The following is a 17,231-nucleotide window of genomic DNA, read 5'->3' on the forward strand; positions in this document are numbered from 1 at the left end:
TTTTGCGACACCCCCTTTTGGTTTATGGTATAATGATTGCACGGGGTGTAATCCAAGCCGAACGTTTCGGCTTGCTGCTACGCTGGTAGCAGATTATACCGGGAGTAATCCAAGCCGAATAATAAAGAAGAGGATATTATGAATAGAGAACAGATAAGAATTTCCGTTAGAAATCTTGTGGAGTTTATTTTGCGGAAAGGGGATATTGACAATCGCATATCGAAGACTGCTGATAAAGAGGCAATGCAGCTTGGTAGTAAAATACATCGAAAAATACAAAGACAAATGGGTTCTTCTTACCATGCGGAAGTTTCTTTGAAAATGATGCTGCATGAGGAAAAATATGACTTGCAGGTGGAAGGCCGTGCAGACGGAATTATTGTAGCGGAGGGGGTTACGATTGACGAGATAAAAGGAGTTTTTCGTGACTTAGAACAGATAGAAGAACCGATAGAGGTTCATCTTGCACAGGCAAAATGCTATGCCTACATTTATGGGAAGCAGGAAAATCTGGAGAATATTTCCGTGCAGATGACGTACTGCCACTTAGAGACAGAACAGGTGAAGCGGTTCAAAGAAAGTTATTTGCTCAGTGAACTGGAAAAATGGTTCAACAATCTTATAGGAGAATATAAAAAGTGGGCGGAGTTTCAAATTGACTGGAAAAAGAAGAGAAACAAATCCATTAGAAGAATAGAATTTCCATATGAATATAGAAAGGGGCAGAAGGAACTTGCCACATCTGTCTATAGAACGATACTGCGGAAAAAGAAACTGTTTATTCAGGCGCCTACGGGAGTAGGGAAAACAATGGCGACAATATTCCCTTCCGTGAAGGCGGTGGGGGAAGAATTGGGTGAAAAGATTTTCTATCTGACGGCAAAAACAATTACGCGAACAGTTGTGGAGCAGGCATTTCAACTTCTGAAAAAGCAGGGGTTACAATATAAAGTCGTTACACTGACGGCGAAAGAGAAGATTTGTTTTTGCGAGGATAAAGAATGTAATCCGGAAAAATGTCCGTACGCAAAAGGGCATTATGACAGGGTGAATCAGGCGGTCTATGAGATGATTACGACAACAGACGATATGAGCCGCGAAAATATAGAAGTATATGCAAGGAAATATGAGGTGTGTCCTTTTGAAATGTCATTGGACGTGGCAGTGTGGGTGGACGCAGTTGTATGTGACTATAATTATGTTTTTGATCCGAATGCACATCTGCGTCGGTTTTTCGCTGATGAAGTGAAGGGAGAATATCTTTTTCTTATAGATGAAGCACACAATCTCGTTGAGCGGGCAAGAGAAATGTACAGCGCCACAATATATAAGGAAGAATTTTTGGAGGCGAAGCGGATTATAAAATATTTGGACAAAAAATTGGTGCGAAAACTGGATATCTGCAATCGACAATTACTGGAACTGAAAAGAGAATGCGAAACGTATCAGGTACATCAATCGGTAGGGCATTTTTCTATCAGTATGACGAACCTTCTGATGGAAATGGAAAGGTTTATGGAAGAGTGTGACAGAGCAGAGGTAAAGGAAGAGTTGCTGGAATTTTATTTTCATGTCCGCACATTTTTAAATGTGTATGATGTACTAGATGAAAACTATACAATTTATACGGAAATGGAGGAAGATGGAAAATTTAAACTAAAACTGTTCTGTGTCAATCCGGCGCTAAATTTACAGAATTTCTTGGAAAAAGGAAACAGTACTGTTTTTTTCTCGGCAACATTTCTTCCGATACACTATTATAAGCAACTGCTCAGCACGGAAAAAGATGATTATGCCATATATGTAGATTCACCATTTGATATAAAGAACAGGGAAATTTTAATCGGAAGTGATGTGAGCAGTAAGTATACGAAACGAAATGTGCAGATGTATGAAAGAATTGCTTCCTACATCATAAAGACATTGGAAGTGAAAAAAGGAAATTATATCGCATTTTTCCCGTCCTATCAGTTTATGGAAAATGTATATGAAGTGTTGGAACGCAGATTGTCTGGCGAAACAGTCTGTCTTTTACAGGAAAAAATGATGACGGAGGAAAAGCGGGAAGAATTTTTGGAAGAGTTTGCGAAAGAAAGAGAAGGAAATTTGCTTGGACTTTGTGTTATGGGAGGAATATTTTCGGAAGGAATTGATTTGACGGAAGAAAAACTGGTTGGAGCATTTATTGTAGGAACGGGATTACCTCAAATCTGCTATGAGAGGGAAATTTTAAGGCAATATTTTGAAAAGAAAAATGGAAAAGGTTTTGATTATGCTTACCTTTATCCCGGAATGAACAAAGTTTTACAATCCGCAGGAAGAGTAATTCGGACGGAAACAGACAGGGGAGTTATCTTGCTGTTGGACGAACGGTTTCTGCAAAGGCAGTGTCAGGAGATTTTTCCGAGAGAGTGGGCAGGCATAAAAAAGTGTACCCTAGAGAATATAAGTGAGCAGTTGGAGAAATTTTGGTAGAGAAGATTATGATAAATTTTACATCTAATTTTTCATTATCCGTATAAACACTATACTTTCAAGCATTTTAAAGTATAGCAAAATACTCATGTTATCACAAATTTACCACGATTGAATGAGCCTTGATATGACATTAAAATCAAAAAGCCCGCACAAAACACAATGTTTGTACGGGCTAAAATATTGCTGTATTCAATTTTATGTAGAAATTGTAATTCGCCTAAAAACTGACAATATAAAACTTTTAAGGAGTAACGTTATTGCTTACATTTTCAGATTTTATTGACTCTTTAATCTCATAAACTCTTGACTTTATGTAACTTTTTCCGTTTTTGTGATACCTATACCATGAAATTAAACTACAAACCGCTAAAATGATGAGTGTTAAAGATATTGGGTATTGGAAATCAAAAAATTTAAACAACAGGAACATCACGTAAGAAGATAATACAGTTGATATTATGTAAATGATTTTCGCATATTTGTCTACAAAAGTGTCAGTTAGCGATAAGAAATATTTATCCCATTCAAGCGTTGATTTATGTAATTGCTTGCCTTTGAATATAAATGACAATATAATAAACACTAATGCCACACCTTTGGCTATTAAAACTTTTGCAAGAATAATTCCTGTCAGTAGTAATAATTTCATCATAAAAATTCATCTCCTTGTATCTTAGTACAAAAAAGTATAAACCATACCCTAACTGTAAAGGCAGGAGGTTTCTTTAATCTTAATCATAATTTTTATAATCAAAATATTTCAAAAACTCCAAAGTAGCCTTAGACGTAGGTACATGCTCGTTATGCGCCACGACCAACTGACGCCTCGGTAATTCGTATTCCGTATCCACTACAAAAAGGTTTTTCGATTTAGGAACGCAATAGTCAGGGATAAATGCGATGCCAAGCCCGATACGTGCAAGGTCGATTAAAAGGTCATTGCTGCTCAATTCAATTTCAGGTACGAGGTCAAGTTGCTGCTGCTGGAAAAGACTGTGCAGAAATTCGCTTGTCGTACTTTTGCGGTCGAGCATGAGAATCGGGTGATTTAACAACTCCTTAAAAGAAAGTTTCCGCCCTTTCAATTCTTTAAAATCATTATTTGCAATAAACATATCTTTGAATTCTTTGATTTTTTTAACTGTTGCCAGATTTCCTAAGTTTGTATTCGGATAGTTCGTGACAATTAAATCAACCTGTCCGGCTTCGAGTAAATCGACACATTTTAGAGAAGTCTGGTTTGTTACTTTAATATGTATGTTTGGAAAATCTTTATGGAATTTTTCCAGATAAGGAACTAAAAAGTAACGGCAGATAGTGTCGCTTGCACCGATGCGGATTTGTCCGCCGGTGGACACGGAATCCATTATCTGTGCCTCTCCGCGTTTGATTAAGTTCATCGCCGGCTCAACATGGCGGAGTAAAATTTCTCCTTCAGGTGTCAACTGTACTTTCTTTGTACTTCTGATAAATAATGTCTGTTCCAGTTTTTTCTCTAAAGCTTTAATTGACTGACTGACGGCAGATTGAGAAATAAAAAGTTGTTTTGACGCTTCTGAGAAACTTAATGTGGTTGCCACATAGTAAAAAACTTTATATAATTCATAATTGATATCCATTATTAGCCCTCCTTATAAATCTAAAAGTATTATAAGATATAATAGAGAGAATTACAAGATAAAAAAAGAATGACGATAAGATATAAGAATGGTATAATGAACTTATAAAAAGTATGAGGAGGTAAGAGCGTGGAATATATGGAAGGAATGGAGTTTATTCATTCCTGTTTGGAAGAAGATGAATATGTTCTGTGGAGAGGAAAACCGGGAAAGAAGAATACGTTTTCCAGTAGAGACAGAGCAGTGTTACCGTTTGCGCTTTTTTGGACGGCATTTGCACTTTTGCTTGAAGGTTCTGTTATTATGAGCGGAGCACCGCTTATGTATTGCATTTTTGGAGTGCCGTTTGTCCTGATTGGTGTGCTTTTATTATATAACAGTTTTCTTAGCGGTGTATTTGCAAAGGGGAAAACGCTTTATGTCGTTACTAATAAGAAACTGATTATTAAAAGGGATAAGGATATTGAAGTATATCTGCCAGATGAACTTCCGCCTATGAAGATAGAATTACATAAAAACGGAAACGGAACAATTATTTTCAGCAAAGAAACATATAGCAGAAGACGAAGCACATATTATACTTGCTGTATGTTGGAAGATTTGCCTGATATTGCACAGGCACAGAATGCTATTAATATAATGAAAGGAAAAGAATGAGAATAATACACAGAATACTGATATGTTTAACCGTGATTTCAGCGCTCATTGTTCTGCTTGTTACATCGACGGAACTGGCAATCTACATGGATTTTCAATTTTATGAGAAGGAATATGAGAAATACCATGTGTTAGATGATTTAGATATGGAAATGAAAGATGTGATGTCAGTTACCCATGAGATGATGGATTATTTACATGGAAAGCGGGACGATTTAGTTGTGATGACAACGGTGTCCGGTAAGGAGCGGGAATTTTTTAATGACAGGGAAAAGCAACATATGGTCGATGTGAAAAATATGTTTCTTGCAGGAATGAAGACAAGGAATGCTGCGGTTGTCATACTGTTAGTGAGTTTGACGGTGTTGATTTTTTTAAAAGCGGAATGGAAAATTCTTCTCGCCAAATGGTATATGGGAATTACATGCGGACTATTGGCTGTGGCGATAGGGCTTGGATATTTATTTACAAGGGATTTTAATAAATATTTTGTAAAGTTCCATGAAATCTTTTTTGACAACGATTTGTGGCTCTTAGATCCGGATACAGATTTGATGATTCGCATGCTGCCGGAAGGATTTTTTGCAGATTTCACCGTGCGGATAGGAATTTTCGCGGCGACAGCAGTGATAGGTTGTTTTATCATCAGTCTGTTTGTCTGGCACAGGGAAAAGAAAATATCAAATAAGCAAGACTTATTAATTAATTAAGATATATTAATTTCTTTAATGAAATAAAATGTGTTAAAATGCAACTAGCAGTAAATGTACTTATTAAAATGGAGGAAATTATGAGTAGTGTAAAACGCGTATATGTAGAGAAAAAACCAGAATTTGCAGTACAGGCAAAAGAGTTACGTCAGGAAGTGGAAAACTATTTAGGTATTAAAACAATTACAAATGTAAGAGTGTTAAACCGTTATGATATTGAAAATCTTTCTGAGGAAACATTTGAGAGAGCATGTAACGGAGTGTTTGCAGAGCCTCCTGTAGATGTGTTATATCATGAAACATTTGATGTGGCAGAAGGAAATCGTGTATTTTCAGTAGAATATTTACCGGGGCAGTTTGACCAGCGTGCAGATTCGGCGGTTCAGTGTGTACAGTTTATTAAAGAAGATGAACAGCCGGTAATCAAAACCGCTACTACTTATGTAATAGAAGGAAACATTTCAGATGAGGAATTTGAGGCAGTAAAAACACATTGTATCAATCCGGTAGATTCAAGAGAAGCAGATGCGGAAAAACCGGAAACACTTGTGACTGTATTTGAAGAGCCGGAAGATGTAAAGGTTTTTGACGGTTTTAAAGATATGGAAGAGGCAGAACTAAAAGAATTATATGATTCTTTAGGACTTGCCATGACATTTAAAGATTTTCTTCATATTCAGGGATATTTTAAAGGTGAAGAAGACCGTGACCCGTCTATGACAGAAATTCGCGTGTTGGATACATACTGGTCTGACCACTGCCGTCATACAACATTCTCAACAGAATTAAAAGAAGTGACATTTGGTGAAGGGGATTACAAAGAACCAATCGTAGATTCGTATAAACAATATTTGGCAGACCACAGCGAAATCTTTAGAGGACGTGAAGATAAGTTTGTATGCCTTATGGATTTGGCGCTTATGGCAATGCGTAAATTAAAACGTGAAGGTAAACTAAACGATCAGGAAGAGTCAGAAGAAATCAATGCATGTAGTATTGTTGTTCCTGTTGCCGTGGACGGAGTGGAAGAAGAATGGCTTGTAAACTTTAAAAACGAAACACACAACCACCCTACGGAGATTGAACCGTTCGGCGGTGCGGCAACTTGTCTTGGCGGAGCGATCCGTGACCCGCTTTCAGGACGTACTTATGTTTATCAGGCGATGCGTGTAACAGGTGCGGCAGACCCTACTGTTTCCGTAAAAGAGACAATGAAAGGAAAACTTCCTCAGAAGAAACTTGTAACAGGTGCAGCACACGGCTACAGTTCTTATGGTAACCAGATTGGGCTTGCAACAGGTGCGGTAAAAGAAATTTATCACCCTGATTATGTGGCAAAACGTATGGAAATCGGTGCGGTTCTCGGTGCGGCGCCAAGAAGAGCGGTTATCAGAGAAACATCTGATCCGGGAGATATTATCATTTTATTAGGCGGACGTACAGGACGTGACGGCTGTGGCGGAGCAACAGGTTCATCTAAAGTACATACGGAAGAATCTATTGAAACATGCGGAGCGGAAGTACAGAAAGGAAATCCACCTACAGAACGTAAAATCCAGCGTTTATTCAGAAGAGAAGAAGTAAGTAAACTAATTAAGAAATGTAATGACTTTGGTGCCGGTGGAGTTTCTGTAGCAATCGGAGAACTTGCGGCAGGATTAAAAGTTGATTTAGACAAAGTTCCTAAAAAATATGCAGGACTTGACGGAACAGAAATTGCCATTTCTGAATCACAGGAACGTATGGCAGTTGTTGTAGATCCAAAAGATGTAGAGGCATTTTTAGGATATGCAAAAGAAGAAAACCTTGAGGCAGTTGAAGTTGCTGTTGTAACAGAAAGCCCTAGACTTGTATTGAACTGGAGAGGAAAAGAAATCGTAAATATTTCAAGAGCTTTCCTTGACACAAATGGAGCACATCAGGAAACAACAGTTAAAGTGGACGTGCCAAACAGAGCGGACAGTATTCTTGTTCGTCCGGAAGTAAACGACGTAAAAGAGAAATGGTTAAATACATTACAGGACTTAAACGTATGCTCACAGAAAGGTCTTGTGGAAATGTTTGACGGTTCAATCGGAGCAGGCTCTGTATTTATGCCACACGGCGGTAAATATCAGATGACGGAAACACAGGCAATGGTTGCTAAATTACCTGTATTAACAGGAAAATGCGACACGGTAACGATGATGAGTTATGGATTTGACCCGTATTTATCAAGTTGGAGTCCATATCACGGAGCTGTCTATGCAGTGCTTGAGTCCGTAGCAAAAATTGTTGCTAACGGTGGAGATTATAGAAAAATCCATTTGACATTCCAGGAATACTTCCGTCGTATGACAGAAGATCCAAGCAGATGGAGCCAGCCATTTGCAGCGTTATTAGGCGCTTACAGCGTTCAGTTAGGTCTTGGACTTGCATCTATTGGTGGAAAAGACAGTATGTCAGGAACATTCCAGGATATCGACGTTCCACCTACATTAGTATCTTTCGCAGTAGATGTTGCAGAACAGAAAGATATTATTACACCGGAATTAAAAGCAGCAGGAAACAAATTAGTATGGCTTCACATTGATACAGATCGGTACGATTTACCTGTATATGAAAGTGTTATGAACCAGTACGGTAAATTCAGAGATGACGTACAGGGCGGAAAGATTGTATCTGCTTACACATTGGACCGTCACGGTATTGCAGCTGCCGTAAGTAAAATGGCATTCGGTAACGGTATGGGTGTGGAAATCAGCACAACTGTAGAAAAAGAAGATTTATTTGCCTGCTACTTCGGAGATATTATTGCGGAAGTTCCTGCAAATGAAGTGAATAACCTTACAATTGCTCACACAGTTATCGGTGAAGTGACAGATAAAGGAGCAATCACATACGGCGATATGACAATCGGCTTAGACGAAGCAGTGGAAACATGGAAAGCGCCACTTGAAAAAGTATTCCCTTCTGTATCAGGAGAAAATCAAGAAGATGGACCAACTTCTTATTTTGTAAAGCCGGCAACAGAAGACGCTGTAATTGAAAACGAGTTATATAAAACTTCAAATATTTATGTATGCAAAAATAAAGTTGCACAGCCTACAGTATTTATTCCTGTATTTCCTGGAACAAACTGTGAGTACGATAGTGCAAAAGCATTTGAACGTGCAGGAGCAAAAGTTGTTACAAAGATTTTCCGTAACTTAGATGCTTCAGATATTCGTGATTCAGTTGCTGAATTTGAAAAAATCATTGCACAGTCACAGATGATTATGTTCCCGGGTGGATTTAGTGCGGGAGATGAACCGGACGGTTCTGCTAAATTCTTTGCAACTGCATTCCAAAATGCAAAATTAAAAGAAGCAGTAGAGAAATTAATCAATGAAAGAGATGGTCTTGTACTTGGTATCTGTAACGGATTCCAGACATTGATTAAATTAGGATTGGTTCCTTACGGAAAGATTTGCGGACAGACAGAAGGTTCACCGACATTGACATATAACACTATCGGACGCCATATTTCAAAAATGGTTTACACAAAAGTGGTAACAAACAAATCACCATGGTTACAGGGAGCGGAACTTGGAGGAGTTTATACAAACCCTGCATCACACGGAGAAGGTCGCTTCGTAGCATCTGAAGAAGTGTTAAATGAATTGTTTGCAAATGGACAGGTAGCAACACAGTACTGTGATTTAGACGGAAATATTACAATGAACGAAGAATGGAATCCAAACGGTTCATACAGAGCAATCGAAGGTATTACAAGTCCTGACGGTCGTGTGCTTGGTAAGATGGCTCATTCCGAAAGACGTGGAGACGGAGTTGCGATCAACATCTACGGCGAGCAGGATATGAAGATATTTGAATCAGGTGTAAAATATTTTAAATAAACTCAATAAAAAAGCGGGGGAGTGTAAACTCCCCGTTTTTGCGTAATTAAAGGTTGCCGAAATCAAATGTTGTGTTATAATGGCGATATATGAAATGGCAGGCAAGAGGAGAAGAGTAAGATGAATAAACCATTGATATTGGTTGTAGACGATGATAAGGCTATTCGCAGTTTAATCACGACAACATTGGAGACTCAGGAATATCGTTATCATGCTGTATCGAATGGAATGCAGGGAATTTTAGAAGTGGCATCGCAGAAGCCGGACGTATTGCTGCTTGACTTGGGGCTTCCCGATATGGACGGTATTAAAGTGATACAGAAAGTGCGCTCGTGGTCCAATGTGCCGATTATCGTTATCAGTTCAAGAAGTGAAGATAAGGATAAGATTCAGGCGCTTGATTTGGGAGCAGACGATTATCTGACGAAGCCTTTTTCGATAGATGAGTTACTGGCAAGAATACGTGTTGTATTGAGAAGAGAGAGATGTATGATATATGCGAATCCCGAGGAGGCAGAATTTATTAATGGGGAATTGCGTATCAACTATGTGGCGGGGTGTGCCTATCTGAAAGAGAGGGAACTGCATCTGACACCGATTGAATATAAGTTGCTCGTTTTATTATCAAAGAATGTTGGTAAGGTATTGACACATACCTATTTGACAAGAGAGATATGGGGAAATTCGTGGGAGAGTGATGTGGCTTCTCTGCGGGTTTTCATGGCAGCGCTTCGAAAGAAGATTGAAGAAAACCCACAAAATCCACAGTACATACAGACTCATGTGGGGATCGGATACAGAATGATTCGTGTACCCGATTAGTAAGTAAATGAATGAATTACTTTTTTTTGTCCCATAATGATTAATGTTTCATTTTTCTCGAAAATATGATCCGGGTGAGGAAGAGGGGATATTTCTCCCTCTTTTTTTGTTGCCAGAATGCTGACATTGTATCGGTTACGGATTGCTTTCTCCACAATACTTTTTCCCACCCAACTTGGCGGAACGGCGATTTCACATATAGCCGTGTCCGATGTTAATTCGATATAGTCGAAGATATTTTTTGAGCCGTATTTTACGGCGAGACGCTCAGCCATCTCACGTTCAGCGTAGACAACGTGGTCAGCCCCGTTTCTAAGCAATAATTTGCGGTGTACGTCACGGCAGGCGCGGGCGAGAATATATTTTGCCCCGAAGTCTTTTAAAAGAACTGTGATTTCCAAAGCGCTTTGGAAGTTATCACCGATGGCAACAACACACAAGTCAAAATTGTTTACGCCCAAAGACTTGATGAAAGATTCATTTGTGGCGTCAGCAATCTGAATGTCATTTAAAATATCAATGGCGTTATCTGCACGCTCTTCGTTTTTTTCAATGGCGAGGACAGAATTTCCTTCCTCAATAAATTTTTTTGTCATGTGGCGACCAAAACGCCCAAGTCCGATAACTAAAATAGATTTCATAATATTTTCACTCCATTATCCAATTTGAATTTTCTCCAACGGTGAAGTTGAAGGCGCTTGTTTTTTTGTAAATGAGAATGCCAAAAGCATTGTCAATGAACCGACTCTTCCAAATATCATTAAAAAGGCGAGTAAACTGTGGGAAAGAGTACTTAAACCGGGTGTGATTCCCGTTGTCAGACCTACCGTAGCAATGGCAGATACAGTCTCAAAAAGGGAATCGATTAAGTTAATTCCTTCTGTGCGGGAGATAAACATTCCGATGGAGAAGGAAAGTGTGATGTATAAAATAAATACACAGGTTGCTTTTCTTGTAATGAAGTCTTCCAGACGTCTGCCGAATACTTCCGTCGATTTACGGTTGCGGAATGTAGTAATAACAGAAAGAAACAGCACCGCAAATGTAGTTGTCTTAATTCCGCCGGCAGTTGAACCCGGAGAACCACCTACAAGCATGAGAAGAATCATAATAAATCTGCCTGCCTGAGTAAGTTCCGTTAAATTAACAGTATTAAATCCCGCTGTTCTGGCGCTCACCGACTGAAAACTGGAGGCAGCAAGCTGCTCAGACAGAGAAAGGTTCTCAAACATCGGAGTACCCTGTTCGCAAACAAAAAGAAGCAAAGTTCCACCGATAATTAAGAAGGCGCTTACCGATAATACAAGTTTTGAGTGCAGATGCATTTTATGAAAATGCCATTTTGCCGTAACAATATCATGCCAAACAAAAAATCCAAGTCCGCCGATTATAATAAGAAGCATGATAATGATATTTACATACCAGTTGCCAAGTTCCCCTGTGAGAGAAGAGAATGGCTGTACGGTTCCCATTAAATCAAATCCCGCATTGCAGAAAGCTGAGATGCTGTGGAATATAGAGTACCAGATGCCTTTCTTCAGTCCGAACATGGGACAAAAGTGAAAGGAAAGTAAAACAGCACCGATGCTTTCGATGAGGAACGTTCCTATTATAATGAAACGTGTCATCTTTACAATTCCGCCAATTTGAGGGGCGGATACAGAGTTCTGCATAAGGGAGCGGGAAACAAGACCGATTTTTCTTTTCGTAATAGTCATAATGGAAATACAAAGTGTCATAAATCCTATTCCCCCGACCTGAATCAAGCCGAGAATAACCGCCTGTCCAAAGAAGGACCAGTGTGTATATGTATCTACCCTGATTAATCCTGTTACACAGGCGGCGGAAGTCGCGGTGAAAAATCCGGTAAAAAAATCGGCGTCCTGTGGCTGCCGTACGGCGATAGGCAGGCTCAACAGACAGGAACCGATAAAAATAATGGTACAATACCCACATAAAAGAATCTTCATCGGCGAAAGATGAAGAAAATAATTTTGAATCTTATGTATGGTTGACATAATAAAATACCTCTTTTGCTAAAAATAGTCAAACTATATAAATAATAAGGGTTTGATAATTAAAAGAGTATAAAGAAAAATACTACAGTATAAAGATTATATAAAGATTTTACGAATAAAAAGTTCTTGAATTTCACAAGATAATACATTATACTAATAAAGTGTTGAAAGCACCAAAGCCGTACAGAACACATTCTGCACGGCTGATTTTGAATTAGGAGGTAGAAGTTATGTCATATGTAGATGAGGTAATTGAATTAGTAGTGAGGAAAAACCCGGCAGAACCGGAATTTCATCAGGCAGTAAAAGAAGTGTTGGAATCTTTGCGTGTTGTTGTGGAGGCAAATGAAGAACGGTACAGAAGAGACGCTTTGTTGGAGAGAATGGTAGAGCCGGAAAGACAGTTCAAGTTCCGCATACCGTGGGTAGATGACAATGGTCAGGTTCATGTAAACACAGGATACCGCGTTCAGTTTAACAGTGCAATCGGTCCTTATAAGGGAGGATTACGTTTACACCCTTCAGTAAATTTAGGAATTATTAAATTCTTAGGATTTGAACAGGTATTTAAGAATTCATTGACAGGACTTCCAATCGGCGGCGGCAAAGGTGGAAGTGACTTTGATCCTAAAGGAAAATCAGACAGAGAGATTATGGCATTCTGCCAAAGTTTTATGACTGAATTATGCAAATATATTGGGGCTGATACAGACGTTCCGGCAGGAGACATTGGAACGGGAGCGAGAGAAATCGGTTATTTATTCGGACAGTATAAACGTATCCGCGGAGTATATGAAGGTGTACTTACAGGTAAAGGATTAAGTTACGGCGGTTCTTTGGCAAGAAGAGAAGCGACGGGATATGGACTTTTATATTTGACGGAAGAAATGCTTAAATTAAATGGAATTGAACTTGCCGGAAAGACGGTTTCTATTTCAGGTGCAGGCAACGTGGCGATTTACGCTGCAGAAAAAGCACAGCAGTTAGGCGCTAAAGTTGTGACGGTAAGTGATTCTACAGGCTGGGTTTACGATGCCGATGGAATTGATTTAGAAGCATTAAAAGAGATTAAAGAAGTAAAACGTGAAAGATTAACAGAATATACAAAATACAGACCAAACGCAGAATACCATGAAGGAAAAGGCGTATGGTCAGTGAAAGTTGACATTGCACTTCCATGTGCAACACAGAATGAGTTAGATTTAGATGATGCGAAAGCATTGGTTGCAAACGGTGTTATTGCAGTTGCGGAAGGTGCGAATATGCCTACTACGTTGGAAGCAACAGAATATTTCCAGAACAACGGTGTATTGTTTGCTCCGGGTAAAGCGGCAAATGCGGGAGGCGTTGCCACATCTGCATTGGAAATGTCACAGAACAGTGAGAGATTAAGTTGGAGTTTTGAAGAAGTAGACGGAAAACTAAAAGGTATTATGGTTAACATCTGTCATAACATGGCAGCAGCCGCAGAAAAATACGGAGTAAAAGGCAACTACGTTGTAGGTGCAAATATTGCCGGATTTGAAAAAGTAGTTGATGCCATGACGGCACAGGGTGTTGTGTAAAACGGGTATAAAATGAAGAAAGGAATTTGCCGAAACAATTCGATTTATTGACTTTGTTTCGGTAAATCCTATCAAAAGTAAAAAAAGTTAAAAAAAGTGTTGACAATTTGTCGAAAGTAATAGTATAATAGCGGAGCAGGTTTGAGTTGCAAAGACTTAAATGCGGCGGGATAGCTCAGTTGGCTAGAGCATACGGTTCATACCCGTAGTGTCGCTGGTTCGAATCCAGTTCCCGCTACTATATGGGATCATAGCTCAGCTGGGAGAGCACCTGCCTTACAAGCAGGGGGTCACAGGTTCGAGCCCTGTTGGTCCCATATAACTTTAAAATAACAGAATATGGCGGGATAGCTCAGTTGGCTAGAGCATACGGTTCATACCCGTAGTGTCGCTGGTTCGAATCCAGTTCCCGCTATTGAAAAGATTGTGCAGTCGCACAATCTTTTTTGCTTACTCATCTTTAGGGCATTTCTTTATGGGAACTTCGGGCGGAGTAAAATGATAGACATCTTCATAAGATTGCACCTGGCTATTTGAAACCGGTGCGGACGGAATTAATCCGGTACAGTCATTGCTCGATGCGGAATTTCCCAAATAATCGTAGGAATCAATAATCATTTTGTTTTTCTTATCTTCTTTCATTTCCATTTCCATTTCCTTTCTTTGTTATAGATTTACTGTTATATTGTGTGAAAAAGAGCAAAATATATACAGAAAACGAAAGTGAACAAGTTTTGCTTTGTCTAGGCAAAATGGAGAAAATGTGATAAAATGAGCGTTAATATAAAACGATACTTGTTAGAAATAAAAATGGAGGGAAAACTATGCGAGTTGGAATGGGTTATGACGTACATCGTCTTGTGGAAGAAAGAGAACTGATTTTAGGTGGGGTGAATATACCTTATGAAAAAGGACTTTTGGGACATTCTGATGCAGATGTTCTTCTTCATGCGATTATGGACGCACTTTTAGGAGCGGCAGGCCTTGGTGACATCGGTACACATTTTCCGGATACGGACGAAAAATACAAAGGGATTTCAAGTATTATTCTCTTGGAACATGTGGGGAGATTATTGGAAGAGCATCTATATGTGATTGAAAATATTGATGCCACAATTATTGCGCAAAAGCCGAAAATGAAGCCATATATCGGGCAGATGAGAAAAAACATTGCATCTGCTTTACAGATAGAGGAAGACCAGATTAACGTGAAAGCGACAACGGAAGAAGGTCTCGGATTTACGGGAACCGGAGAAGGAATTTCCTCACAGGCAATTTGTGCGCTGGAGAATATGACAAACTACAGTTATAAGGTGGCGGGCAACGAAAGCGGATGTGCAGGCTGCGGTGGCTGCAGAAGGGATAAATAATGGAACTTCGCAAGTTACGAAAAGAAGAACATATAAAGACAAGAGAATTGTGGGAAAAAATTTTTGATGAGGATACGCCTGCGTTTTTAGATTATTATTACACAGTGAAGACGGTGGAAAATGAAATATATGTAATGGAAGATGAGGAGCATATTTGTGCAATGCTTCATTTGAATCCGTATTCGATGAAGATCGACGGACGGAGTTTTATGACACATTACATTGTTGCGGTAGCAACGGAGGAAAAATACAGACAGCAGGGAATTATGAGAAGCCTGTTAAAAAAAGCGCTTGCGGATATGAAGGAAAATGGAGAACCGTTTACCTTTTTAATGCCTGCGGCGGAACAGATTTATTATCCGCACGGATTTCGCTATATTTATAAACAACGACAGGGAACAGCTGAAAAATCAGGGGAGAAAAAGGAACAATGGACGCTTTCTCATGCAACTGAGGAAGAGTGTGAAGAAATGGCACTGTTTGCAAACGGTATTTTAGAAAGTGAGTATGAAGTTTATGCGGAGAGAAGCAGATATTATTACGAGGCGCTTTTAAAAGAACAAAAAAGTGAGCAGGGTGGAATACTGATTTTAAGAGAAAATCGAAGACTGACAGGGCTTTTTCCTTATGCGGAAGGAGAAGAACTTGAGATTAGGGAACCGCTGTTTTTGGAAAAAGGCGAAGAAATTTTGTCATATGTTTCAGAATATCTCTGTGACAAAAAACAAACAAAAGTTTTAGGGTATGGAGATATGGAAAAACCGATGATTATGGCAAAAATTTTAGATGTTGAGAAAATGTTTTCCTGCATGAGAATAAAAGAAGAAATCCATTTGAAATTAAAAATTTGGGATACGCTGACAAATGCGAGTGCGGGTTGTTTTCTGTTAGAAGGCAAGGAGAAGATACGAGCGAAGAAAACGAATGAAACAAAAGACTGTGTCTGCATAGATGCGGGAGATTTGACAGGCATATTGTTTGGCATGGCAGATATGGAAAAACTTAACGTTCCTTTACAGGTCAAAGAGGAATTGTCAAAAATCATTCCGCTCACAAAAGTGTATCTGAATGAAGTTGTGTAATTAGGGAGGAGGAAAAAGAATGCGTGAGGATTTGTTAAAAATGTTATTGGAAGTGCCGTCTGTTTCGGGAGATGAATTTGCCGTTCAAAAGGTGTTAAAAGAACATATGGGGAATTTCTATGAAGTGGAAACGGACAGTATCGGTGACAGCGTATATACTTTAGAAGGTTTAGGGGAGAAAAGAATTTTAATGACTTCCCACATAGATGAAATCGGACTTTTAGTTACGGGAGCGACAGGTGACGGATTTTTGAAGGTGACAAATTCGGGAGGATTTTCGGCAAAATTGTATGCGGGACATGGAGTGCAAATCAATACGGACAATGGCGTGGTGTACGGAAGTGTGGTTGTTACTTCTAAAATGTTGAAAAACAGTGAATTTTCCGTATCAGATATATTGATTGATATAGGGGCATCAACGAAAGAAGAGGCATTGTCGCAGGTACAGTTAGGTAATTCCGTTGTTTTTGATACGAATATACGTCAATTAATGAATGAACGCATATCGGCAAGAGGACTGGACGATAAAGCCGGTGTCTATGTTGTTATGGAAACAATGAAAAGAATGAAAGAAAAACACCATAAGGCAACTATCATCGGAGCGGGAACGGTTGGAGAAGAGACAAGCAAACATGGAGCAGGCTGGGTGGCAAACAGAGTGAATCCGACAGAAGCCATTGTGGTGGACGTGACATACACAAGCGACTATGACGGAATGCGAGAAGCGGAATGGGGCGAAGTGGAACTGGGAAAAGGCCCCGTACTCTGTATCAATCCGATTTGCGACAGGGGAATTAACCAAAAACTTATGGAACTGGCAAATGAAAGAGGAATTCCATATCAGGTGGAAGTAAGCGGCGGGAGAAGTTGTACGGACGCAGACGAGATTCACATGGTGGGGAAAGGAGTGCCGGTTGCGTTAGTTTCCATACCTTTGCGCTATATGCACAGCCCTGCGGAAGTGGCAGACAGAAAAGATTTGGAGTATGCAGTAGAACTGCTGACTGCTTATTTGGAAAATGCGTAAGCATT

Annotated in this window: 14 protein-coding genes and 3 tRNA genes; 12 read left to right on the forward strand and 5 right to left on the reverse strand. The window is 39.4% G+C overall.

The genetic code is table 11. The features are described 5' to 3' along the window. Window positions 1–138 precede the first annotated feature (138 nt). Entirely contained in the window at window positions 139–2,475 is a 2,337-nt protein-coding gene (locus ACYQ35_RS01230; RefSeq protein ID WP_459829344.1) for an ATP-dependent DNA helicase, read from the forward strand. Window positions 2,476–2,719: 244 nt separating this feature from the next. On the opposite strand, the gene ACYQ35_RS01235 is transcribed toward ACYQ35_RS01230, so the two are convergent. Both ACYQ35_RS01235 and ACYQ35_RS01240 read right to left on the reverse strand, forming a co-directional pair. Then, on the reverse strand, window positions 2,720–3,130 hold the full coding sequence (locus ACYQ35_RS01235; protein ID WP_459829348.1) for a hypothetical protein: 411 nt from the start codon (window positions 3,128–3,130) through the stop codon (window positions 2,720–2,722). A gap of 79 nt (window positions 3,131–3,209) precedes the next feature. Then, window positions 3,210–4,097 carry a LysR family transcriptional regulator gene (locus ACYQ35_RS01240; protein ID WP_009460772.1) on the reverse strand — a complete coding sequence of 296 codons (888 nt, stop codon included), beginning with the start codon at window positions 4,095–4,097 and terminating at the stop codon, window positions 3,210–3,212. Window positions 4,098–4,226: 129 nt separating this feature from the next. On the opposite strand from ACYQ35_RS01240, the gene ACYQ35_RS01245 reads away from it, so the two are divergent. The 4 genes from ACYQ35_RS01245 to ACYQ35_RS01260 all read left to right on the forward strand — a co-directional run bounded on the left by ACYQ35_RS01245 (window position 4,227) and on the right by ACYQ35_RS01260 (window position 10,164). Then, window positions 4,227–4,754 carry a hypothetical protein gene (locus tag ACYQ35_RS01245; protein ID WP_459829352.1) on the forward strand — a complete coding sequence of 176 codons (528 nt, stop codon included), beginning with the start codon at window positions 4,227–4,229 and terminating at the stop codon, window positions 4,752–4,754. Beyond that, on the forward strand, window positions 4,751–5,464 hold the full coding sequence (locus ACYQ35_RS01250; RefSeq protein ID WP_459829355.1) for a TIGR01906 family membrane protein: 714 nt from the start codon (window positions 4,751–4,753) through the stop codon (window positions 5,462–5,464). The genes ACYQ35_RS01245 and ACYQ35_RS01250 overlap by 4 nt, the downstream gene beginning before the upstream one ends. 80 nt (window positions 5,465–5,544) lie before the next feature. After that, on the forward strand, window positions 5,545–9,342 hold the full coding sequence (locus ACYQ35_RS01255) for a phosphoribosylformylglycinamidine synthase (RefSeq protein ID WP_459829358.1): 3,798 nt from the start codon (window positions 5,545–5,547) through the stop codon (window positions 9,340–9,342). Window positions 9,343–9,462: 120 nt separating this feature from the next. Next, window positions 9,463–10,164, forward strand: a complete 702-nt coding sequence (locus ACYQ35_RS01260) for a response regulator (RefSeq protein WP_459829361.1) — start codon at window positions 9,463–9,465, stop codon at window positions 10,162–10,164. Here the strand turns inward: ACYQ35_RS01260 and ACYQ35_RS01265 are convergent. Together ACYQ35_RS01265 and ACYQ35_RS01270 are read right to left on the reverse strand one after the other, a co-directional pair. Then, window positions 10,161–10,805: a potassium channel family protein gene (locus ACYQ35_RS01265; protein WP_009460782.1), complete on the reverse strand. Its 645-nt coding sequence runs from the start codon at window positions 10,803–10,805 to the stop codon at window positions 10,161–10,163. The two genes, ACYQ35_RS01260 and ACYQ35_RS01265, sit on opposite strands and share 4 nt — an antisense overlap. Before the next feature lie 15 nt (window positions 10,806–10,820). After that, entirely contained in the window at window positions 10,821–12,182 is a 1,362-nt protein-coding gene (locus tag ACYQ35_RS01270) for a TrkH family potassium uptake protein (protein ID WP_459829364.1), read from the reverse strand. A gap of 230 nt (window positions 12,183–12,412) precedes the next feature. On the opposite strand from ACYQ35_RS01270, the gene gdhA reads away from it, so the two are divergent. From gdhA to ACYQ35_RS01290, 4 genes are all read left to right on the forward strand, one after another. Next, window positions 12,413–13,747 (forward strand): NADP-specific glutamate dehydrogenase, encoded by a 1,335-nt coding sequence (gene gdhA / locus ACYQ35_RS01275; RefSeq protein ID WP_459829367.1) that lies wholly within the window; start codon window positions 12,413–12,415, stop codon window positions 13,745–13,747. A 164-nt stretch (window positions 13,748–13,911) separates the two neighbouring features. Next, a tRNA-Met gene (locus tag ACYQ35_RS01280) sits at window positions 13,912–13,985 on the forward strand. Window positions 13,986–13,991: 6 nt separating this feature from the next. Further along, window positions 13,992–14,064, forward strand: a tRNA-Val gene (locus tag ACYQ35_RS01285). 24 nt (window positions 14,065–14,088) lie between these two features. Next, window positions 14,089–14,162, forward strand: a tRNA-Met gene (locus tag ACYQ35_RS01290). 35 nt (window positions 14,163–14,197) lie between these two features. Here ACYQ35_RS01290 and ACYQ35_RS01295 read toward each other — a convergent pair. Next, window positions 14,198–14,395 carry a hypothetical protein gene (locus ACYQ35_RS01295; protein WP_459829370.1) on the reverse strand — a complete coding sequence of 66 codons (198 nt, stop codon included), beginning with the start codon at window positions 14,393–14,395 and terminating at the stop codon, window positions 14,198–14,200. 176 nt (window positions 14,396–14,571) lie between these two features. On the opposite strand from ACYQ35_RS01295, the gene ispF reads away from it, so the two are divergent. Genes ispF through ACYQ35_RS01310 form a run of 3 tightly spaced genes read left to right on the forward strand, consistent with a single transcriptional unit; the run spans window position 14,572 to window position 17,226 of the window. After that, on the forward strand, window positions 14,572–15,117 hold the full coding sequence (gene ispF / locus ACYQ35_RS01300) for a 2-C-methyl-D-erythritol 2,4-cyclodiphosphate synthase (protein WP_009460790.1): 546 nt from the start codon (window positions 14,572–14,574) through the stop codon (window positions 15,115–15,117). Beyond that, the gene (locus ACYQ35_RS01305; protein WP_009460792.1) at window positions 15,117–16,199 is read left to right on the forward strand and encodes a GNAT family N-acetyltransferase; all 1,083 of its coding nucleotides are present in this window, start codon (window positions 15,117–15,119) and stop codon (window positions 16,197–16,199) included. The genes ispF and ACYQ35_RS01305 overlap by 1 nt, the downstream gene beginning before the upstream one ends. A gap of 19 nt (window positions 16,200–16,218) precedes the next feature. Then, the gene (locus ACYQ35_RS01310; protein WP_459829374.1) at window positions 16,219–17,226 is read left to right on the forward strand and encodes a M42 family metallopeptidase; all 1,008 of its coding nucleotides are present in this window, start codon (window positions 16,219–16,221) and stop codon (window positions 17,224–17,226) included. The last annotated feature ends 5 nt before the right edge of the window (window positions 17,227–17,231 follow it).

Source organism: Faecalimonas hominis, assembly GCF_054660755.1.